16 protein-coding genes are annotated in these 21,820 nt (G+C 31.2%); 13 read left to right on the top strand and 3 right to left on the bottom strand.

Features of this window, described 5'->3' with window-relative positions:
* Positions 1-33: 33 nt before the first annotated feature.
* Both AC3ATN_RS07210 and AC3ATN_RS07205 read right to left on the bottom strand, forming a co-directional pair.
* On the bottom strand, positions 34-1,806 hold the full coding sequence (locus tag AC3ATN_RS07210; protein WP_487532598.1) for a DUF4270 domain-containing protein: 1,773 nt from the start codon (positions 1,804-1,806) through the stop codon (positions 34-36).
* A 61-nt stretch (positions 1,807-1,867) separates the two neighbouring features.
* Positions 1,868-2,671, bottom strand: a complete 804-nt coding sequence (locus AC3ATN_RS07205; RefSeq protein ID WP_487532597.1) for a glycogen/starch synthase — start codon at positions 2,669-2,671, stop codon at positions 1,868-1,870.
* 103 nt (positions 2,672-2,774) lie between these two features.
* On the opposite strand from AC3ATN_RS07205, the gene panC reads away from it, so the two are divergent.
* From panC to AC3ATN_RS07160, 9 genes are all read left to right on the top strand, one after another.
* Complete coding sequence (gene panC / locus AC3ATN_RS07200; RefSeq protein ID WP_487532596.1) at positions 2,775-3,614, top strand: pantoate--beta-alanine ligase; 840 nt, start codon at positions 2,775-2,777, stop codon at positions 3,612-3,614.
* Positions 3,604-4,569, top strand: a complete 966-nt coding sequence (locus AC3ATN_RS07195; RefSeq protein WP_487532595.1) for a lysylphosphatidylglycerol synthase transmembrane domain-containing protein — start codon at positions 3,604-3,606, stop codon at positions 4,567-4,569. The genes panC and AC3ATN_RS07195 overlap by 11 nt, the downstream gene beginning before the upstream one ends.
* Before the next feature lie 12 nt (positions 4,570-4,581).
* Positions 4,582-5,931 carry a DNA repair protein RadA gene (gene radA, locus AC3ATN_RS07190; protein ID WP_487532594.1) on the top strand — a complete coding sequence of 450 codons (1,350 nt, stop codon included), beginning with the start codon at positions 4,582-4,584 and terminating at the stop codon, positions 5,929-5,931.
* Positions 5,932-5,992: 61 nt separating this feature from the next.
* Positions 5,993-7,333 carry an NADP-specific glutamate dehydrogenase gene (gene gdhA, locus AC3ATN_RS07185; RefSeq protein WP_487532593.1) on the top strand — a complete coding sequence of 447 codons (1,341 nt, stop codon included), beginning with the start codon at positions 5,993-5,995 and terminating at the stop codon, positions 7,331-7,333.
* Positions 7,334-7,343: 10 nt separating this feature from the next.
* On the top strand, positions 7,344-8,060 hold the full coding sequence (gene recO / locus AC3ATN_RS07180; RefSeq protein WP_487532592.1) for a DNA repair protein RecO: 717 nt from the start codon (positions 7,344-7,346) through the stop codon (positions 8,058-8,060).
* Positions 8,044-10,512 carry a TonB-dependent receptor gene (locus AC3ATN_RS07175; protein ID WP_487532591.1) on the top strand — a complete coding sequence of 823 codons (2,469 nt, stop codon included), beginning with the start codon at positions 8,044-8,046 and terminating at the stop codon, positions 10,510-10,512. Before recO ends, AC3ATN_RS07175 begins: the two co-directional genes overlap by 17 nt.
* Positions 10,513-10,572: 60 nt before the next feature.
* Positions 10,573-13,980, top strand: coding sequence for an isoleucine--tRNA ligase (ileS, locus tag AC3ATN_RS07170; protein ID WP_487532590.1), 3,408 nt, complete (start codon positions 10,573-10,575; stop codon positions 13,978-13,980).
* The gene (locus AC3ATN_RS07165) at positions 13,981-14,358 is read left to right on the top strand and encodes a TraR/DksA family transcriptional regulator (protein ID WP_487532589.1); all 378 of its coding nucleotides are present in this window, start codon (positions 13,981-13,983) and stop codon (positions 14,356-14,358) included.
* 620 nt (positions 14,359-14,978) lie between these two features.
* The gene (locus AC3ATN_RS07160; protein ID WP_487532588.1) at positions 14,979-15,638 is read left to right on the top strand and encodes a lipoprotein signal peptidase; all 660 of its coding nucleotides are present in this window, start codon (positions 14,979-14,981) and stop codon (positions 15,636-15,638) included.
* Here AC3ATN_RS07160 and AC3ATN_RS07155 read toward each other — a convergent pair.
* Positions 15,619-16,185 carry a 5-formyltetrahydrofolate cyclo-ligase gene (locus AC3ATN_RS07155; RefSeq protein ID WP_487532587.1) on the bottom strand — a complete coding sequence of 189 codons (567 nt, stop codon included), beginning with the start codon at positions 16,183-16,185 and terminating at the stop codon, positions 15,619-15,621. The two genes, AC3ATN_RS07160 and AC3ATN_RS07155, sit on opposite strands and share 20 nt — an antisense overlap.
* A 79-nt stretch (positions 16,186-16,264) precedes the next feature.
* Here AC3ATN_RS07155 and uvrC point away from each other — a divergent pair, with 79 nt between their 5' ends.
* The 4 genes from uvrC to pgi all read left to right on the top strand — a co-directional run bounded on the left by uvrC (position 16,265) and on the right by pgi (position 21,817).
* Positions 16,265-17,998: an excinuclease ABC subunit UvrC gene (uvrC, locus tag AC3ATN_RS07150; protein WP_487532586.1), complete on the top strand. Its 1,734-nt coding sequence runs from the start codon at positions 16,265-16,267 to the stop codon at positions 17,996-17,998.
* Between the two features lie 37 nt (positions 17,999-18,035).
* Positions 18,036-18,854 carry a DUF3108 domain-containing protein gene (locus AC3ATN_RS07145; protein ID WP_487532585.1) on the top strand — a complete coding sequence of 273 codons (819 nt, stop codon included), beginning with the start codon at positions 18,036-18,038 and terminating at the stop codon, positions 18,852-18,854.
* Between the two features lie 73 nt (positions 18,855-18,927).
* Complete coding sequence (locus tag AC3ATN_RS07140) at positions 18,928-20,187, top strand: peptidoglycan DD-metalloendopeptidase family protein (RefSeq protein ID WP_487532584.1); 1,260 nt, start codon at positions 18,928-18,930, stop codon at positions 20,185-20,187.
* Positions 20,188-20,197: 10 nt separating this feature from the next.
* Positions 20,198-21,817, top strand: a complete 1,620-nt coding sequence (gene pgi, locus AC3ATN_RS07135) for a glucose-6-phosphate isomerase (protein ID WP_487532583.1) — start codon at positions 20,198-20,200, stop codon at positions 21,815-21,817.
* Positions 21,818-21,820 lie beyond the last annotated feature (3 nt).

Genomic DNA, 21,820 nt, shown 5'->3' with positions numbered 1-21,820 from the left:
TGATTATCTACAATCTACTTATGATGCTTTAAGCTAATACTTGGTATAGTATATTTCTAATTCAATCTTTTTATCTTTTAAGGGCTCTTCGGGGTGTGATCCGACTAGTTTAACCCCAAAAGGATTTAAAATTCCCGTCGCAGGAAGCTTAATTGGCTCATCACTAGAATTGAGGGCCTTCTTGATCGATAATGCAGAAATATTAGCTCCAGAAATAAGCGCTAATGATGAGTTTACGGAATCTTTTCTAATTATTTTATTGAGGTGATCTGTAATTCTAAACTTGTATCGCCATGGTTTGTCATCAGAATCATATTCTAATAGCCCACCAAAAACTTTTTTTCCGGCATTAGTAGATAGGGTGTTTATGGTGTTATCGATAAGGAAATCGTTAATCGGAAGTCCTGACTCCAAATTATACAGATATAACCTTTCAGGATAAACATTATTGGCATTTTGTAGTGGTTGATTTGGGTCAACGTAAAAAACAAGGCTAGCTTCATTGATTAGCCAATTTTTGTTCCTTAATTGAAGGAGCTCGTCGTTATCATTCAAACTAGTTGAGTCAAATAAATCAATTTTAGAATAAAACTGACCTCCTTGAATAATTAAATCATTTTGAGGAACCCCTGTATTCCCTATATTTATAGAGTTTGAAATGCTTGGATCAAATCCAGATTTTTCAAGTGAATTAATTACAATTCCACCCAGAGCCAAATCATAGCTGGATGATTTTTTCACTATTTCGTCGTCAGCAACGTCTAAAGTGCCATAACCTTCATAATAATCATAATCGTAATTAATTTTAATCCCTGCAGCATTGAAATTTAAAAGTAGATACAAATCGTCGGTAAAGTTTTCTGCACTAATTATTAATCCCTTGATGTGATTTTGGAAGTTATCTAAATTTTGAAGTCTACTAGATCCTTCAGCATTAATAATATTTTTTTGAAAAAAAGAAGGCTCTAATTCTAGTCTGATTCTTGGCGAAGAGCGATACTGGACAGAAGTTGAGTCTTCAACCTCCTCTGTCAAAGGGTCGTCTTCTGTATAATTAAATCTTAATTCTTCGAAATTAAGGCCAATTTCCTGATTAAATAATTCTGTTGAATAAAACCCCTGATCATAATAATTCGTATCTGAAAAAAACTGTTGTGCCGACTCAAAGTTGTTTTCTGGATCTAAAGACGAGAGATAATATGTTAATTCATGAACTTTCATTGTAAACCTTGCTTCTGGGTTTCCATAAACTGAGTCAATGTCATATAATCTGTTTTCTGCTTCATAACTGGAACTGTCCGTGTCTTCATTATCTAAAATTCCGTCATTATCACTATCGCTGCTTAAAGGATTTGTTCCTACAGCGTTTTCTGAAAAATCAGTCAAGCCATCACCGTCTGTATCACTTGCTGGATCCAGAGGGTCTGAATCCAATTTATCAATCAAGCCATCATTATCTTTGTCATTTTGATTACTATAAAATGGGATCTCTAAATAAACAGATGTGACGGTTTCATTTTCAGGAATAATAGTTGTATCTGCTGTTTCAGAGCTTTCAGTGTCTTGACTATAAATCCCAAAGATTGGATTATTACTTATAATCAATTGAGATGTTATACTAGCCTTTGACTCCCCATAAAAAGAATGATTTATTTTTCCTAACTGGCCTAAGGGCAGACCGTCTGTTTGTATTTTTTTTAACTTTTTCTGATATGAAAATACTTTTGCCCTGTATACATCTGTCTCAAATGCTTGGTCAATTAATAGGTTGGTTCCTATGTTATGATATTCTGGATTACAAGACATGAAAATACATGAAAACAAAAATATAAGAAATTGAAAAAAATTTGGACGCATTTTCTAAAAATTAGCTAAAGTTTTCGGTGTAAAAATCTACATAAGACTTTTCTTCTTCCCCGCTTATCTGAGTTAAATATGGTTTTTTACTCTTTTTAATATCGTCAATTACTTCAGATTCAATTGAGTCACCGTGCAAAACAAAGCCATCCGAATCGGCTATGCATAGTTTTGTTAAGTTCGAATAGGTGGATTTTGAAAGTTCCGTGATTTTTTCTGTCGGAATTCCATCAAATTCAACTTTTTGTTTGAACTTCTTTGAGATAACTCCTTCAAAATCTTTTGGATAAATCGAGCTCACTATCTTGCTTTCTGAAAAAATCGGATCATCCTTGAAATATGTTTTGAGGTACAATGGGAATAGAGATGTAAACCATCCTTGAAGGTGAATAATGTCAGGTGACCAATTTAACTTTTTTACTGTCTCGATAACACCCTTTGTAAAGAAGATCATTCTTTCGTCGTTATCTGAAAATAATTTTCCTTTTGCATCTCTTAACACTGCTCTTCTTTTAAAGTAATCTTCATTGTCAATAAAATAGACCTGCATCCTTTCTTTTGGAATAGAAGCCACTTTAATAATAAGGGGGGTGTCCATGTCATTTATCACCAAATTCATTCCTGAGAGCCTTATGACTTCATGAAGCTGATGGCGTCTCTCATTTATAAGGCCATACCGCGGTGTGAAAATTCTTATTTGTCCTCCTTTATCATTTATGCTTTTCGGTATTTTAAAGGAATTTATAGCTAGCTCTGTCTGAGGGAGATACGGAACTACTTCTGGAGAAATAATAAGTACGCGCTTGTCTTTCATAAAGTTAAGTATAGTCCGTTAATTTATAAGTCTTGCAAAATTACAAAAATTCTAATGAATGATTTAAAATATTACTACTTTGCAACGTTAAATTTTTCCCAAAATGAATATTTTTTGTCAATATTCAATATTGAATACTTTTATAAATCCTAGTTCTACTACTGGGCTTGTACCTACAATGGGTGCTTTACACGAGGGCCATGTTTCCTTAATCAAAAAAGCTATTTGTGAAAATCAACAGGTAATTGTATCCATTTTTATAAATCCAACTCAATTTGAAAACTTCGATGATTTAAAAAAATACCCTGAAACTCTTGAGGCAGATGTTAAAATAATCGAGAGTATATCAAAAAAAATTCTGATTTACACCCCAGATACTGATGATTTATATTCTAAAGAAATTAAGTCACTTTCATATAATTTTGGAGCAATAGAAGGGGTTATGGAAGGAGAAATACGAAAAAATCATTTTCAAGGAGTAGCTACTATTGTTGAAAAATTATTAAATATTTTTATGCCTGAAAATGCTTATTTTGGAGAAAAAGATTTTCAACAACTTCAAATAATTAGATTATTAGTGGCCCAGAAAAAAATTTCTTCAAATATTATTGGTTGTTCTACTTTTAGAAATAAAGATGGCCTAGCTTTAAGTTCAAGAAATAGCTTTTTAACAAATTCTGAAAGAGAAAAAGCGAGTTTTATACATCAACAACTATTGGTTGCTCGATCCCTCTGGGGTATTGAAAATCCAAAAACAATATCTGAGAAAATAAAAAAATCATTTTCTGTTAATCGTAATTTTAAATTAGATTATTTTGATATTCGATTTGAAGTTGATTTATCAAGGGCTACTAAAAAGTCAAAGAAAAAAGTTAGAGCATTTGTCGCTGCAAAAATTGGAAAAACACGACTAATAGATAACTTAGCACTTTATGAAATTTAAATCATTTTTAAAACTTATAATTCCTTTATTATTTGGTGTTTTTTTTATTTATTTATCAATAAAAATAACAACTTTTGAGGATAGAAAAATGATACTATTAGCGATTAAAAATGCTGATTTAAAATACGTTTTATTGGGTCTATTTTTTGCATTACTAAGTCATTTATCAAGAGCTTATAGATGGAGGTTTTTACTTGCCCCAATGGGGTATAAACCAAAATTAATTAATTCTATATTTTGTGTTTTTATAGCTTATCTCGCAAACATGGGGATCCCAAGATCAGGAGAGGTGATTAGAGCAAGTTTTATATCAACATACGAAAACATTCCATTTGAGAAAGCATTTGGTTCTGTTGTAATTGAAAGAATTGTTGATGTAATAATGCTGTTTTTAATTATACTCATTGCTCTTACTTTACAATTTGAAACAATTTGGACATTTATCGAGGGTAAGAATATTAAATTTTACCAACTTTTTATATTTGGGGGCATAGTCTTCACTTTTTTAGTTTTTTTACTTTATGCGATCAAAAACTCTAAAAGTTTATTTATGAATAAAATAAAAAAAGTTTTTTTCGGATTTTGGGAAGGTATTAGTTCAATAACATCTATGGAAAAGAAAATTCCTTTTATGTTTCACACAGTTTTTATTTGGGCTATGTATATTTTAATGTTCTATGTAATTAAGTGGTCGATTCCAGGAACTTTTGGATTAACAATACAGATGATAATTCCAGTTTTTGTGGCTGGAGGATTATCTATCGCAACAACAAATGGGGGTATTGGTGTTTTTCCTCTTAGCGTGGCACTTGTTTTAGGTGTTTTTGGAATTAATAAAGAGGTTGGACTTGCGTTTGGATGGATTATGTGGAGTTCCCAAACTATTTTAATTATTATTTCTGGAGCTTTTGCATTTATTGCACTCCCATATGTAAATCGAAAAAGTACTATCTGAAAATTATTAATTATGAAAACTTCTTTTTTTTGTAAAAATTGTGGATCTCAACATTCAAAATGGCAGGGACAGTGTAATTCTTGTAAAGAATGGAATTCCCTCCAGGAGGAATCAATTATAAAGAAAAAAGAAACAACTTGGGATATTAAATCTAAACATAGAATTAACAATAGGTCTATTCAGCTAAAACAAATAACTGTTGAAAATGAAGCAAGGATTTTAACTTCTGACAACGAACTTAATCGGGTGTTAGGTGGTGGAATTGTTCCTGGCTCTTTAATTTTACTAGGGGGTGAGCCTGGTATTGGGAAGTCAACACTTCTTTTGCAAATAGCAATAAGTCTCAATCTCAAAACTCTTTATGTGTCTGGTGAGGAGAGTCAAAAACAAATTAAGCTTAGAGCCACCAGAATGAATCTTTCAAACGATAAAAGCTATATTTTAAGCGAAACATCTATTAAAAATATTTTTAATGAAATCAGTAATATAAACCCCGAACTTTTGATAATTGATTCTATCCAAACTTTACAAAGTGAAGTTATAGATAGTGCTGCTGGAAGTATTTCTCAAATAAAACAAACCACGACTGAATTGATTCAGTTTGCAAAAGAAACTAATACTCCGGTCATTTTAGTTGGTCACATAACCAAAGATGGGCAGATTGCTGGACCTAAAATATTAGAACATATGGTTGATGTTGTTTTAAGTTTTGAGGGAGACAGAAATCATGTCTACAGAATTTTACGAGCCCAAAAAAACAGATTTGGAGCAACTGATGAAATTGGAGTTTATGAAATGGTTTCAAAGGGAATACTACCTGTTCCGAATCCAAGTCAAATTTTAGTTAATCCAGATGACACAGGTCTTAGTGGGCAGGCAATTGGGGTTACTATTGAGGGAGTTAGACCTCTTTTAATCGAAATTCAGGCGCTAGTGAGCTCTGCAGTCTACGGTACTCCTCAAAGAACTAGCACCGGCTTTAATGCAAAAAGACTGAATATGTTATTGGCTGTTTTAGAAAAAAGGGCGGGCTTTACTCTGGGAACAAAAGATGTTTTTATCAATTTTACAGGTGGGATTTCAGTTGATGACCCTGCATTGGATCTAGCTGTTGTCGCCTCTATACTTTCCAGTTATTTTGAGATATATATCAAAAAGGATTTCTGTTTTGCGTCAGAAATCGGACTTTCAGGTGAATCAAGACCTGTGCCAAAAATAAATCTTCGTATTAAAGAGGCGGAAAAATTAGGATTTAAATTTATAGTAATTTCGAAATTTAACAAAGTAGACACGAGTAATGTTAATATTGGGATAAAATTCATTGATAAAATTGAAGATATTATCCCAATCCTTTTTAAATAAAATTGAAAAATATATTTGATCTGCATATAAAACCATAAATTTATTTTTCAATTAAAAAATAATGGAAAAAATTATTCAACAATTTTTAAATGAGGTAAACGAAAGGAATCAAAATGAACCTGAGTTTATGCAAGCGGTTACAGAAGTTGCAGAAACTGTTATTCCTTATATCATTACAAAAGATATTTATTACGGGCAAAACGTTCTGCTAAGGATGGTTGAGCCCGAGAGAGTAGTCTCTTTTAGAGTAGCTTGGATTGATGATAAAGAACAAATTCAAGTTAACAGGGGGTATAGAGTTCAGATGAATTCGGCTATAGGCCCATATAAAGGTGGTTTAAGATTTCACCCTAGCGTAAATCTAAGTATTCTTAAGTTCTTAGCCTTTGAACAAATTTTTAAAAACAGTCTTACTACTTTGCCGATGGGAGGAGGTAAAGGAGGTGCTGATTTTAATCCCAAAGGAAAATCAGATACGGAAGTAATGAGGTTTTGTCAAAGTTTCATGTCGGAATTATTTAGGCATATTGGCCCTAACAACGATGTTCCGGCAGGAGATATAGGTGTTGGTGGCCGTGAAATAGGTTACTTATTTGGACAATATAAAAGATTAAGAAATGAATTTTCAGGTGTTCTTACAGGGAAAGGAGTTTCTTGGGGTGGGTCATTAATTCGTCCTGAAGCCACTGGTTATGGAGTAGTATACTTTACCAATCAAATGCTGAACAACATTAACGATTCTATTGAGGGAAAGTCGGTTGTTATTTCAGGATCAGGGAATGTTGCTCAATTTGCCGCAGAAAAATGTATTCAATTAGGAGCAAAAGTTCATACTCTTTCTGATTCTTCTGGATATATTTTCGATGAAGATGGTCTTGACTCAGAAAAACTAGATCATGTTATGTTTATAAAAAATACGAAACGACAAAGAATAAGTGAATATCTAGTTAGGTATCCAAAAGCAAAGTTTTATCCAAAACAAAAACCTTGGGGAGTAAAATGTGCGATTGCCCTACCATGCGCAACTCAAAATGAACTAGATTTAAATGATGCTAAATTATTAAAAGAGAATAATTGTATTTGTATTTGTGAGGGAGCTAATATGCCAACTACGCCTGAAGCAATTCACTTTTTAGAAGAAAATAATATTTTATTTGCTCCTGGAAAAGCATCAAATGCTGGAGGTGTTGCTGTTTCTGGATTAGAAATGGCTCAAAACTCTTTACGTTATAATTGGTCAAGAGAAGAGGTGGATTCTAGGCTAAAAAACATCATGGAAGACATACATAGTTCATGTCTTGAATATGGCGCTGAAAAAAATAAAATTAACTATGTCAAAGGAGCTAATATTGCAGGATTTGTCAAAGTAGCTGATGCTATGCTTGCTCAGGGTGTAGTTTAATTTTTTTATTTTGATCAAAACTCCTGCTATAGTTGTCTGGTCTCTAAAATATGGAGATTCTAGCCTAATTACAAATTGCTATACCAAAACAGACGGGTTAAAAAGTTACATATTAAATGGTATTTTAAAATCCAGAAAAACCGGTATAAAAAAAGGTCTTTTTCAACCTTTTAATTTAATTAATATTATATCCAGTCATAAAAAAGAAAAACTAAACTACATAAAAGAGGCAAGTATTGATAAACCCTTAAATTCTATTCATAATTCTATTTCAAAAACAACCATAACACTTTTTCTTTCTGAGGTTTTAAAAAGTGTACTTCAGGAAGAAGGCGATAAAAATGAAAATCTATATGATTTTCTTGAAACAACCACTCTTTGGCTGGATAATAGTAATTCAAATGCCAACTTTCATGTTAAATTTTTAATTGAACTTACAAGGTATATAGGTTTTTATCCAAACGTATCTAATATTAATAACCCCTATTTTGATATGTCTAGTGGATGCTTCACTAGTTCTAATAATTCGAAAAATACACTCTCTGGGAAAACACTAAATAGTTTTAAGGAAATTTTAGGCATGAATTTTGAAGAAATTAAATTATTAAAGTTAAATAGTGCCATTCGAAACAGTTTGTTGTATGAAATCATTCGCTATTATAGTTTACATTTACAGCGTTTTAAGCCGCCTAAATCATTATCTGTTCTTCATGAGATCTTTAAATGAAAAAAAATTAATTATAGTATTGTTTTCTTTTGTGTCATTTCTTAAAGCACAAACTGTTCACGTTATAGATTCGAATTCTGGAGAATCATTAGAAGATGTAGCTGTCTTTTCTGTGGATAAAACTAAAAGCATAATAACAGACTCCAAAGGAAAAGCATTTTTAGATGATTTTAATTTAAATGAGCCTGTAGTTTTTCAAATTATTGGCTACCATACTCTAACTCAGAAACTATCAGGTTTTAACGAGTCATTTACTATTCAATTGGAGTCGAAGGTGCAAAACCTTGATGGAGTTATTCTTTCTGTGGCAAGGTCTTCAACTAAAAAAAACAAAATTGCTGAAAAAGTAAATATTATTGATTCTAAACAAATTCAGAAAAGTATAATTCAAACTAGTGCTGATATATTAGAGCTAAGCCCAGGTATAAGAATTCAAAAATCACAAGGTGGAGGGGGAAGTCCAGTTATAAGAGGTTTTGAGGCTAACAGAGTTTTATTGGTAGTTGATGGTGTTAGAATGAATAATGCAATATATCGATCAGGACATTTACAAAATGCAATCACAATTGCCCCCCATAATCTTGAGAGAGTTGAAATAATTTTTGGACCATCCTCTGTTGGTTATGGATCCGATGCTTTAGGCGGAGTTATTCATTATTACACAAAAAATCCAGACATTAATAGTGATATTAAAAATAGTAACAAATTTCACTCTGATTTTAATTCTGCTAATTTATCAAGTGTGAACAATATTACTTCCAATTGGAGTTTTGAAAAATGGGGGGCTATATCTAGTGTTAGTTTTTCAAACTATGGAGATATTAAAATGGGAAGAAATGTCTCACATGGGTTCTCAGATTGGGGTATTACTAGTTTTTATTCTGAAAATACTAATTCGTTTTTCAAATCAACACCTACAATAAATTCCAATCCATTGATTCAAAGGAATACTGGTTACAGTCAGTATGATTTATTTCAAAAATTTCGATACAAATTAGATTCTAAAAGATATTTATCATTAAACATTCAATTTTCTAAATCTTCAAATATTAATCGGTATGACAAATTAAGTGAAATAAAAAACGGAAGTTTAAAATATGCTGAGTGGTATTATGGGCCTCAAAAAAGATTTTTATTTTCCCCTAAATTTGAATTTTTCAATTCTAGTAAATTTTTAAGAAAGGGAGTTCTAACATTTGCTTATCAAAATATTGAAGAGTCTAGAATAGACAGAAAGTTTAACTCATTTAGTAGAAGCTATCAATTTGAAAAGGTTTCCGTTTTGAGTTTCAACGCCGATTTTAGCGCAAATATCTCAGATAGACTTAACGCATCGTACGGTTTAGAGGTTATAAATAATTTAGTGTCTTCAAGTGCATTCACAAAAAAATTAAACGTTTCAAGCAATGAAATAATCTCAATTGGTGAGCCTATTAAAACTCCTACTAGATATCCTAGTAACGGCAGTTATTATGACAGCGCTGCATCATATATTAATTTTATTTGGGGAGTAAATGATTTATTGTCAATCAATTTAGGTTCTAGACTTACGTACACAAATCTGGGTGGTTCTTGGAGTGAAGAGGCTCTTATTAATACTTTATTATCAGATGTTTCAATTAACAATTGGGCTCTTACAAATACATTTGCATTAATTTATAATCCTGTAAAAAAGTTGCAGCTAAATATTTTACTTTCAAGTGGATTTAGAAATCCAAATATTGATGATATTGGAAAAATTCGAGAAAGCGGAGGTTCATTAATTGTTCCTAATCCATTTCTTAAGCCCGAATATGCCTATAATTTAGATTTAGGCATATCTTATGAATCAGAAAATGGTTTCAATCAATTTTCAGTTAGAGGGTTTGGCGCATTAATATCTAGACATATTGTTCGTTCTGATTATGCAATTTACTCTGATGAAAGTACTACCGATCCAAATACAATAATTTATGATGATGAAGAGCTTCCTATCCTTGCAAACAAAAACCTTGGCAATAGATATATTTATGGGGGATCGTTCGAAGGAAAAATTCGGTTTAATGATCGACTATACTCAAGAGCATCTATTACGTTAACTCGGGGAGACAAAAGCTTTAAAAACGGACCTATGCCTTCAATCCCTCCCCTTTTTGGGACTTATAGCTTGTATTATTCTGGGTCTAAAATTGATGCTCAACTAAATTGGAATTTCAGCAACGCCAAAAATCCCAACGATTACAGTTATGGAGGTGAAGATGGATTAGATGAAACCCCTTTGATTGGTCCTGAAAAATACGCAGGAACACCTTCATGGGAAACCCTTTCAATATCTGCAAATTACAAGTACAATAATACAATTGTATTTAAATGTGGCTTAAATAATATTTTAGACACACACTACAGAACCTTTGCTTCGGGTATTTCTCAGCCAGGAAGAAGTATACAGATTGGAGCTAGTTTAGATTTTTAAGTTAGTTTTTTATAATTTATAAATTGATTACTTTCGCTACTTCTGCAAAACAGAATTTTAATGGCATTTAAAGAATACGAAAAATTAGACCTCCCCTTAATTTCTGAAAAAATTTTAAATTTTTGGAAAGAAGAATCTGTCTTTGAAAAAAGTGTATTGCAAAGGAAAAAAAATAAACCTTATATTTTCTTTGAGGGTCCTCCATCGGCAAATGGTGTCCCTGGCATCCATCATGTGATGGGAAGAACAATCAAAGATATTTTTTGTCGATTCAAAACTCAAAAAGGTTTTTTAGTTGAAAGAAAAGCTGGATGGGATACACATGGACTTCCTGTTGAATTAGGAGTTGAAAAAGAGCTGGGAATTACTAAAGACTCAATAGGAAAGACAATTAGTGTTGAGGATTATAACAAAGCTTGTAAAAAAGCTGTAATGCGATATACTAGTTTGTGGAATGAGCTTACTGAAAAAATGGGGTACTGGGTCGATATGGATAATCCTTACGTGACTTTCGACTCTAAATATATGGAAAGTGTATGGTGGTTAATAAAGCAAATAAACACAAAAGGACTATTATATAAAGGTTACAGTATTCAACCGTATTCTCCTAAAGCAGGAACAGGCATTAGTTCCCATGAATTAAATCAACCAGGAACATATCAAGATGTTACAGATACAACTATTACTGCAATGTTTAAGGCTATTCCATCAAGCCTTCCAAAGTCTTTTAAAAAAAATGAAGCTCTTTATATATTAGCTTGGACAACAACGCCCTGGACACTCCCTTCTAATACCGCATTGACAGTTGGCTCAAAAATAGAATATATAACAGTTAAGACCTTTAATCAATATACTTTTTTACCAATTACTGTTTTAATAGCAAAACTTCTTCTAGAAAAACAATTTGGTAATAACTTTTTTGCTGTTGATGATGTTGCTTTGCTTAATAATTACAAGCCCAAAGACAAAAATATTCCTTTTTGGATAGAAGATTTTTTTAAAGGTGATGATTTAGTTGGAATAAAGTACGAAAAGCTTTGGAGTTCTTCGCCTCTTCCTTTGAGCAATCCTGAAAATGCTTTTAGAGTTATTAAGGGTGATTTTGTTACTACAGATGAGGGAACTGGTATTGTTCATACAGCTCCAACATTTGGTGCAGATGATGCTAAAGTTGCAAAAGAAGCTATGCCTGAGGTGCCTGCGCTGCTTGTGCTTGATGAAAACAACAACCCTGTTCCTTTGGTTGATTTAGAGGGTAAGTTTAGAAAAGATCTTGGTTCACTTTCAGGAAAATACGTTAAAAACGAGTATTATTCTGAAAAAAATACTCCAGAATATTCTGTAGATGTTGAAATAGCCATACATCTTAAAAAAGAAAACCGTGCTTTTAAAGTTGAAAAATACAAGCATTCATATCCAAATTGTTGGAGAACAGATAAGCCTATATTATATTATCCACTTGATTCATGGTTTATAAAAATTGATAACGCCAGAGATCAAATGGTGAAGCTAAATAAAACAATTAACTGGAAGCCTAAGTCAACTGGGGAAGGTCGTTTTGGAAATTGGCTCTCAAGTGCTAATGATTGGAATCTTTCACGATCTCGTTTTTGGGGAATCCCGTTACCCATATGGTGCTCTGAAGACAAGTCAGTTATTAAAGTAATCGGCTCTATTGATGAGCTTGCAGATGAAATTAATAAGTCCATATCATTTGGAGTGATGAAAAATAACCCTTTTAAAGAATTTATTAAGGGGGATATGTCAGAAGAAAACTATAAAAAAGTAGATCTTCATAAAAATATTGTTGATACAGTTATTTTAACTTCAGAAAATGGGAAAATTCAATTATTTCGTGAAAATGATTTAATTGATGTTTGGTTTGACTCTGGATCAATGCCATATGCTCAGTGGCATTATCCTTTTGAAAATAAAAATAAAATCGACGATTCAATTGCTTTCCCAGCTGATTTCATAGCTGAAGGTGTCGACCAAACAAGGGGATGGTTTTACACTTTGCATGCAATTAGCTCGCTTATATTTAACAAGGTTGCCTACAAAAATGTGATTTCAAACGGTTTGGTTTTGGATAAAGAAGGTCAAAAAATGTCGAAAAGGCTTGGAAATAGCATTGATCCATTTGAAACTCTTAAAAATTATGGGCCAGATGCAACCAGATGGTATATGATATCAAATGCAAATCCTTGGGACAACTTAAAATTTAATATAGACGGAATAGTAGAGGTTCAACGTAAATTTTTTGGAACACTTCATAATATTTATTCTTTTTTTAGTTTATATGCGAACATTGATGGCTTTATTCCTGATAGCATAAAAATTCAAAACTCTGAAAGGGATGAGCTAGATAATTGGATTTTATCTGAACTAAATAGTCTAATTATAGAGGTTGAGGATAGTTATGTGAAATATGAACCCACAAAAGCCTGCAGATCTATTTCTGATTTTGTTCAAGAAAAATTAAGCAACTGGTATGTGCGACTTAGTAGAAGAAGGTTTTGGAAAGGCACATTTGGTAAGGATAAAGTTATTGCTTACCAAACACTTTATGAGTGTCTAGTTACGGTTTCAAAAATATCTGCGCCAATTGCTCCATTTTACATGGACCATCTTTATCGTGATTTAATAAACTTAAAAAATGAATCAGATCCAATTTCTGTTCATTTATCTGACTTTCCTTTTGCTAAAAAAAGAGTAATAAATATTTCTCTTCAAAACAGAATCAATAAAGCTAGAACAATTACGTCCCTTGCTTTATCCTTAAGAAAAAAAGAACAAATAAAAGTTCGACAACCACTTAAAAGAATTATGATTCCTGTTAACTCTGATAAAGATCGTGAAGATATTTTATCAATTAAAAACCAATTAAAATCAGAAATTAACATAAAAGAAGTTGAAATCCTCGATGATAGCAGTGGGATATTAGTTAAAGAAATTAAGCCTAACTTTAAAGTGCTAGGTCCTCGTTTTGGTAAAAGTTTAAAATTTATTTCTGAGAAAATCTCTCAAATGAGTTCTAAAGAAATATTAGAATTAGAGCAAAATAAAGAAATTCATCTTATGGTTAATGAAAAAAAGATTAAATTAGTTCGTAATGACGTGGAAATTAACTCTAAAGATATTGAAGGCTGGTTAGTGGCTCATTCAAACGGAATCTCAGTGGCGCTAGATGTCTCTCTTGATGAGCAATTAATTGATGAAGGAGTTGCAAGAGAATTTGTGAATAGAATTCAAAATTATCGAAAAGATTTAGGGTTAGAAGTAACCGATATGATTGAAATATTTATTTCGGAAGATTCTGTTTTAAATAAATCTATTAATTCTTTCAATAAATATATTAAAGATGAAACTCTTGCAAAATCAATCTCTATAGTTGAGAAAATTAAAGATGGTATAAAATTAGAGTTTGATAAAATCAATATTTCTCTTTCAATAAAAAAAATAAATTAGATGGAAACAACAAATAGATATAGTGATAAAGATTTAGATAAATTTCAAAAAATAATTGAAGAAAAAATAGTAAAGGCAAATGCTGACCTTGGCTTGCTCAAAAGTGCTTACATGAATGATGGAGATAATGGCACAGAAGACACCTCTCCAACTTTTAAAGCTTTTGAAGAAGGTTCTGAAACCATGTCAAAAGAGGCAAACGCTCAACTTGCCTTGAGACAGGAAAAATTTGTGCGTGATTTAAAAAATGCTTTGATGAGAATAAATAACAAGACTTATGGTATTTGTCGTGTTACTGGAAAACTAATTAATAAAAAACGTCTATCTCTTGTTCCGCACGCAACTCTGAGTATTGAAGCTAAAAATATGCAAAAATAAAATCTTTATTTCTTTCACTTTTTCCATTTATTTTATTTGGCCAAAATACTTTTAATGAAGAATTCGATTCCAAAAATATTTCTTATATCGAATTAGTACTCCCGTATGCAAGCTCCCTAAGTGTATCTAAAAGTAACTCTGATAATATTAAACTTGAATATACTAGTAGAGGAGAATACAAGAGTTCAACACTTTTATCATCAAAAATAAATAGTAAAAAACTTAATTTTAATGAAATCTTAATTCCCAACTCAGTTAGTTTTAATGACAAACTAGGTGTTCATAAGATTCATTCCACCAGTCTAAATATTTCTATTCCAGAAAATAAAATTCTTGAAATACTAATTAAAAATGCTAATACAATAATTTATGGGGATTTTGAAAAATTAACTATTTCTCAAAACAGCGGTCAAATATTTCTCGTTAATTGGAACAGCCCTGGTTTACTTAAAACAATTTCTGCTGATATAGTTTTTAAGAATCCGAAAGTTAAAATTTTATCAAATTTAGAGAGTGGGTCAAATTGTAATAATCCGAAATCTGATATTGTCTTTGAAATAATAGCGGTTTCTAGTTTAATCAATTGTGTTATATTTTAAATTTATACTTTTGGAGTTGAAATGAAGAAAAATTATATTCAGAATAACACTGTTTTGCACGCAATTATAATAGTTGTAATAATTCTAATATTAGATCAATTTTCAAAATTTTATATCAAACTCAATTACCCCATTACAATCTACAGTAACGAGGCTATTCTTGATTGGGGATTTTTTAAAATTCTTTTTGTTGAAAATAAAGGAATGGCCATGGGAGCCAAATTAAATGATATTTTCCCTTTTTTAACAGAAAGTACTTCCAAAATACTACTAACTTTTTTTAGATTAATTGCAATAGTCGGGATTGGATATTGGCTTCAAAGTCTATATAAAATTAAAAGCTCTGTTTACTTAAGGTGGTCATTGTGTTTAGTTTTTGCTGGTGCTTTAGGAAATATTATTGACTCTGTATTCTATGGTTTAATTTTTAGTGATAGTTATGGTCAAATTGCGTCTTTTCTCCCTGATCATGGTTACTCTCCAATATTTTTTGGTAATGTGGTGGACATGATACAGTTTCCCTTAGCAGAGTGGACGTGGCCAATGTGGATGCCATTTATTGGCGGAGAAGATTACTTGTTTTTTGAGTACATATTCAATATCGCTGACTCTTCTATTTCGATTGGGGTGGTTATTTTACTCTTTTTTAATAAAACTATTTTTAACGAAACCGAAAAATAGATTTTGGGGTGACAGCATAATCCAGTTTTATATCAAATTTTGAAATATCTTCTATCAGTTTTACTGGCTCAAACAAAGAAAGGCCAACTTTAACACTCTCCTTTTTACATTTTTTTAAAAATCTATCGTAATAACCTCCCCCGTAACCAATCCTATTTCCCTCAATATCAAAAATATAAAGCGGAACAAAAACTACATCAATTATTCTTGGCGAAATACTAATCCCATTTTGGGGCTCAGGAATATCATGAGAGTTTTTTTTTAAAATAGTTTGATCGGTCAATAAAATATGCTCTAGGTTTTTAAACTCAATAATTCGAGGGATTATAACTTGTCTATCCTTACCCATTATTATTGAGAGTAAAGGAGATGTGTCTACTTCCTTTTTAGTTTGGATACTAAGAAAAATATGAAAGTTTTCCAAGTTCCAGATTGGAAGATCTAAACATTTATTGGATATCGAAATACTCAAGTCATATATTTCTTCATAAGAAAGGTCATCTCTTTTTTTTTGGTAAATGGCTCTTATTATTTTTTTTGTTTTCATACGGTTTAATACGATAAATTTAAGTGTTTATTGAATTACAAATAACAACTTTAAATAAGAAAAGAATTATTTTAGCCTTATGAAGCTTAGTGATCTTGAATTACAAATAAAAATATTACCTGAAAGTCCTGGTATTTATAAATTTTTTAATATTGAAAATCAAATAATTTATATCGGTAAGGCTATAAACTTGAAAAGACGCGTAGGGTCATATTTTAATAAACATCATACCCATTTTAGGACAAAGCTTCTTGTAAAGCAAATTACAAAAGTTGAAAATATTGTCGTTGAAACTGAAATGGATGCATTATTATTAGAAAATAATTTAATTAAAAAATTCAAGCCTAAATACAACGTTCTTTTAAAAGATGATAAAACATATCCCTGGATATGTATTCAAAAATATCCTGTTCCCAAAATATTTTATACCAGGAGGTTTGATAAAAGTAAAGGTCAGTTTTTTGGTCCATTCACAAACATAAAGAGCGTTAAGTTTTTAATTAAATTAATCAAGGAAGTATATCCATTTTTAAATCACGATTTAATCCACTTGCTTAAAAAGGAAACAAAAAAAATAAGCCCTACTCAAATTGATAAAAATTTATTAGATATTAAATTAATGATAAAAGGAAATTTTAAAGCTTCAATTGATAGTTTTAAAAACGAAATGGAAGGCTTTTCTGTTTTAACCAAGTTTGAAAAAGCTCAAAAAGTTAAAGAAAAACTAGATGTCTTATATAATTATCAAGTAAAATCAACAATCGTAAATCCAAACATATCAGAAGTTGATGTCTTCTCAATATATTCTGACGACAGTTTTGCCTATGTTAACTTCATGCAAATATCCTTTGGAGCAATAATTAGTTCTTACACAATTGAGGTTAAAAAAAGTTTAGATGAGTCTGATGATGAAATATTAAGAATTTCATTTATAGAGTTACGCCAAAGATTTAATTCCCGTTCGGCGGAAGTTATTTTACCTTTTAATTTAGGTTTAGGTATAGGTTTAAAGTGTTTAGTTCCAAAAGCAGGAGATAAAAAAAAGCTTTTAGATCTCTCTTTGAAAAATGCTAAATCATTCAGAATGGAGAGGTTTAAGCAAATTAAAATTATTGACCCTGAAAGACATACTGCTAGAATTATTTCACAAATGAAATCAGACTTAAGATTAAAAGTAAATCCCATTCATATAGAGTGCTTTGATAATTCAAATCTGCAAGGTTCAAATCCGGTAGCTGCATGTGTGGTTTTTAAAAACTGTAAACCTTCAAAAAAAGATTACAGGCATTATAATATTAAAACTGTTTCAGGTCCTGATGATTTTGCTTCTATGGAAGAAGTAGTCTTTAGAAGATATGCGCGTCTAAAAAAAGAAGGGGTATCCTTACCGCAGTTAATAATCGTAGATGGTGGTAAAGGTCAGCTTTCATCTGCATTAAAAAGTCTTGAGTTACTGAACCTAAGGGGGGAGGTTGCAGTTATTGGAATCGCTAAAAGGTTAGAAGAGATTTTCTATCCTGAAGACCCTATCCCGATGTATCTCGATAAAAAATCCGAAACCTTAAAAATAATTCAACAATTAAGAAATGAAGCTCATAGGTTTGGAATAAAACTTCATAGAAATAAAAGAAGTAAAAATGCTCTGGTTTCATCACTTGACAACGTCAAGGGAATTGGTCCTAAAACCCGCATACTTCTTATTAAGACTTTTAAGTCTTTTAAAAATATTAAAGAAGCCTCAAGATCTGAGCTTAACGACACTATTGGTGTGAAAAAAGCAAAAGAATTATTTGAATATATTCATTCTGTTTAATATATATTATTTTTAGATGTTTTTTAAAACTATTAAATTGATTGTAAAAAGATTATTATTATCTGTAGTGTTTTTTGGTTTTATGATTATTCCCATTAACAGTAATAGTCAGATCATTCAAGAAGAATTCGAGATATCCAATACTTCTGCCTTCAAAACTGGTGAATGGCTCCAGTATAGACTACATTACGGTTTTTTAAACGCATGCTATGCGTCATTAACGCTCAGAAATGACACCATAAACGGTAGGCCAGTTATTCACGCAAAAGGGTACGGTAGGACTTCAGGGTTAGCTCGATTATTCTTTCGTGTTGAAGATTACTACGAAAGTTATTTCTTTAGAAAAAACAATCAACCCATTAGATTTATTCGAAATATAGATGAAGGAGGTTACACTAAAAATAAAATAGTTAATTTCAATCAAAAAAATAAAACTGCATACGTTAATGATATAAAAAACAATAAGCAATCAATTTATAGTATTAAGACCAACACACAAGATATAGTTTCATCCCTCTACTATTTTAGAAATCATCTCCCTTTAAGAGATCTTGTGCCAAACGAAGTATTTAAGGCAGATGTTTTTTTTGACGACGAATCCACTAATTTTAGTCTAAAGTATATAGGCGTCGAGGTTCTTGAGACTCAATTTGGAAATATTGAATGTCTTAAGTTTAAACCTCTTGTCCAAAAAGGAAGGGTCTTTAAAACCGAAGAAAGTGTTACGTTATGGGTTTCTAATGATTTAAATAAAATCCCCATTCGGGTGCAAGCTGATATTGCTATTGGATCGATTAAGTGTGACTTAGAAAATTTTAAAAACATCAAACACCCTTTTAAAATTAAAATCAATTAAGAAACATTTCATAACTTTAAGACTAACAGTTGTAGTTTCTCTTTCAATTTTAAGACCTTTAAAAAAAATATTTTTGAAATTCAATAATTTAATTCTTGTATTAATTTTTAGTGTTTTGTCTCAGGGATGCGAAACATATAAAACTAATAGTATTCAAAGTTCAAGTCAAAATCAATATATTGCTAACATAGGATTCGGATATGATCTTAATAATCTGAAAGTTGTAGATAAAAAAATCAAGAGAGGAGATACGTTTGGAAGTATTTTGGAAAATAATGGTATTGATTATCCTGATGTTTATAAAATATTAGAAAAAACCAAAAGGCAAGTAAATACTCGCAAGCTAGTTATCGGAAAGCCCTATAAATTGCTTTATACGAAAGATAGTGTGTTGACTCCACTTGCAATTGTTTACCAACCAAATGTTTCAAAATATTGGAAAATTCAACTGCGAGATAGTGTTTTTGGTGAAACAGTAAAAAAACCTATAAAACTTGTTACTCTTCAAGGTTCTGGAATAATTAAAAGTTCTCTTTATCAAACGATGATAGACAGTGGTCTTAATGATCAATTAACATATTTTTTATCTGACGTATATGCTTGGACTATCGATTTTTTTCGACTACAAAAGGGTGATAGGTTCAAGGTTATTTATACAGAACGGTTTGTTGATGATTCCATTTCTCTTGGTGTTGAAAATATCCAAGCTGCTTATTTTGAACACAATGGAAAAGGCTTATATGCTTTTAAATTTGAATCAGATAACGAAAAAGGAATAGTAGATTATTTTGACGAAAATGCTAAAAACTTAAGACGAGCCTTTTTGAAATCTCCAGTCAAGTTCAGTAGAATTTCTTCAAGATATAATCTTAAAAGAAGAATTGCCTATTATGGAAATAGGGTTCGACCCCATAAAGGAACTGATTTTGCAGCAAGTGTTGGAACTCCTATAATGGCAACGGCCTCAGGAAAAGTTATCAAATCATCATATTCAAGAGGTAATGGTAATTATGTTACGCTTAAACATAACAATACGTACTCTACTCAATATTTGCATATGAAGAAAATAAAAGTTAGAAAAGGACAAAATGTGGAACAAGGTGATATAATAGGCTGGGTGGGAATGACTGGAAATACTTCGGGTCCTCATGTTTGTTATAGATTTTGGAAAAAAGGAAAGCAAGTAGATCCTTTTAAACAAAAGCTTCCCCAGGCAAAACCTATATCTAAAAAATTAAAATTAGAATACCTCTCACATATGGATCCCATTAAAACAGATCTAGACTGTGTTTCTTTTGAACCAGACTTTTTAAAATCTCTAGTGAATCAATAAAATTAAACCCATGAATTTAGTTAATACAAATCCTACAAAATTAAAAGCTTGGGTGAAGCTTGAAAAGTATTTTAACTCTATCAAAGATGTTCGAATTGATGAATACTTTAAAAAAAATAGTAATAGAGCTGAAGAGTTAAGTTGCTCTTGGGAAGATTTTTTTTTAGATTATTCCAAGAATAGAATTAATGAAAAAGGATTAATCCTTTTAAAAGAGTTTGCTTTAGAAGCTAGATTCCCCGAGGCTATTAAAGCTTATTTTGATGGTGAAAAAATTAATCAAACTGAAAAAAGAGCTGTTTTACATACAGCGTTAAGAAGTTTTTCCAATGAACCATTTATACATGACGGAAAGGATATAATGGAACATATTCGTTCAGTTAGAACCAAAATGAAAGAATTTACATCTAAAATTATTACCGGAGAGTGGAAGGGGTTTTCAGGAAAAAAAATAACACACGTAGTTAATATTGGTATTGGAGGTTCAGACCTTGGACCTTCTATGGTTACTGATGCACTTCAATTCTATAAAAATCATATTAACACATACTTCATTTCAAATGTTGATGGTGATCATGTTAGGGAGATCTTAAAAAAATGTCCGGTTGAGAGTACGCTTTTTATAATAGTATCTAAAACATTTAATACACAAGAAACTATATCAAATGCTGAGACTATAAAAAAATGGTTTTTAAATTCTACTTCTCAAGAATCGATGTCTAAACACTTTATTGCTGTATCTACTAACCTTAATAAAACTGCTGAATTTGGTGTAATTAAAAACAATGTTTTTCCGATGGAAAATTGGATTGGGGGAAGGTTTTCGTTGTGGAGTGCTGTTGGGCTTTCAATCTCTTTATCTGTTGGCTATGATAATTATGAAGCCCTGCTTAAGGGAGCGAATAGCATGGATTTACATTTTAAAAATACCCCTATCGAAAATAATATTCCTGTTATCCTAGCACTAATAGGCATTTGGTATAATAATTTTTATAAATCTGAAAGCGAGGTGGTAATTCCGTATTCTGAATATTTAAAGAGCTTTCCATCATACCTTCAACAAGCCTCCATGGAGAGTAACGGTAAATCAATTGATCGAAATGGAAATCCCGTGAATTATGAAACAGGTACTTTGATTTGGGGGGCAACAGGAACGAATGCACAACATGCTTTTTTTCAGTTAATTCATCAAGGCACTAAACTTATTCCTGCAGACTTTATAGGTTTTAGAACTTCTTTGCATAAAGAAACTAATCATCAAGACAAACTTATTTCAAATTTTATTGCACAAACTGAGGCTTTAATGGTTGGCAAAAATACCCAAGATTTAAAAAATGAAGGAGAAACTGATAGGTTAATTCCATTTAAAGTTTTTGAAGGAAACAGACCAAGTAATTCAATTCTAGTTGAAAAATTAAACCCATACAACCTGGGAGCTCTTATAGCTATCTATGAGCATAAGATTTTTACTCAGGGCTTTTTATGGAATATATATAGTTACGATCAATGGGGTGTTGAATTAGGGAAAAAGCTTGCTGATAAGACTTTAAAAGATATTAATTCTGATAAAATTAATACTCATGATGGATCCACTAGTCAGTTAATTAAAATTTATAAAGATTCAAAGTAATTG

The organism is Candidatus Marivariicella sp., assembly GCF_983056325.1.
This window is presented reverse-complemented; position numbering and strand designations above follow the sequence as displayed.

Coding starts and splice junctions, on each gene's coding strand:
- AC3ATN_RS07210 (WP_487532598.1), bottom strand. CDS start 1,806: ATGTCTTGTAATCCAGAATATCATAACATAGGAACCAACCTATTAATT.
- AC3ATN_RS07205 (WP_487532597.1), bottom strand. CDS start 2,671: ATGAAAGACAAGCGCGTACTTATTATTTCTCCAGAAGTAGTTCCGTAT.
- panC (WP_487532596.1), top strand. CDS start 2,775: ATGAATATTTTTTGTCAATATTCAATATTGAATACTTTTATAAATCCT.
- AC3ATN_RS07195 (WP_487532595.1), top strand. CDS start 3,604: ATGAAATTTAAATCATTTTTAAAACTTATAATTCCTTTATTATTTGGT.
- radA (WP_487532594.1), top strand. CDS start 4,582: ATGAAAACTTCTTTTTTTTGTAAAAATTGTGGATCTCAACATTCAAAA.
- gdhA (WP_487532593.1), top strand. CDS start 5,993: ATGGAAAAAATTATTCAACAATTTTTAAATGAGGTAAACGAAAGGAAT.
- AC3ATN_RS07175 (WP_487532591.1), top strand. CDS start 8,044: ATGAGATCTTTAAATGAAAAAAAATTAATTATAGTATTGTTTTCTTTT.
- ileS (WP_487532590.1), top strand. CDS start 10,573: ATGGCATTTAAAGAATACGAAAAATTAGACCTCCCCTTAATTTCTGAA.
- AC3ATN_RS07165 (WP_487532589.1), top strand. CDS start 13,981: ATGGAAACAACAAATAGATATAGTGATAAAGATTTAGATAAATTTCAA.
- AC3ATN_RS07160 (WP_487532588.1), top strand. CDS start 14,979: ATGAAGAAAAATTATATTCAGAATAACACTGTTTTGCACGCAATTATA.
- AC3ATN_RS07155 (WP_487532587.1), bottom strand. CDS start 16,185: ATGAAAACAAAAAAAATAATAAGAGCCATTTACCAAAAAAAAAGAGAT.
- uvrC (WP_487532586.1), top strand. CDS start 16,265: ATGAAGCTTAGTGATCTTGAATTACAAATAAAAATATTACCTGAAAGT.
- pgi (WP_487532583.1), top strand. CDS start 20,198: ATGAATTTAGTTAATACAAATCCTACAAAATTAAAAGCTTGGGTGAAG.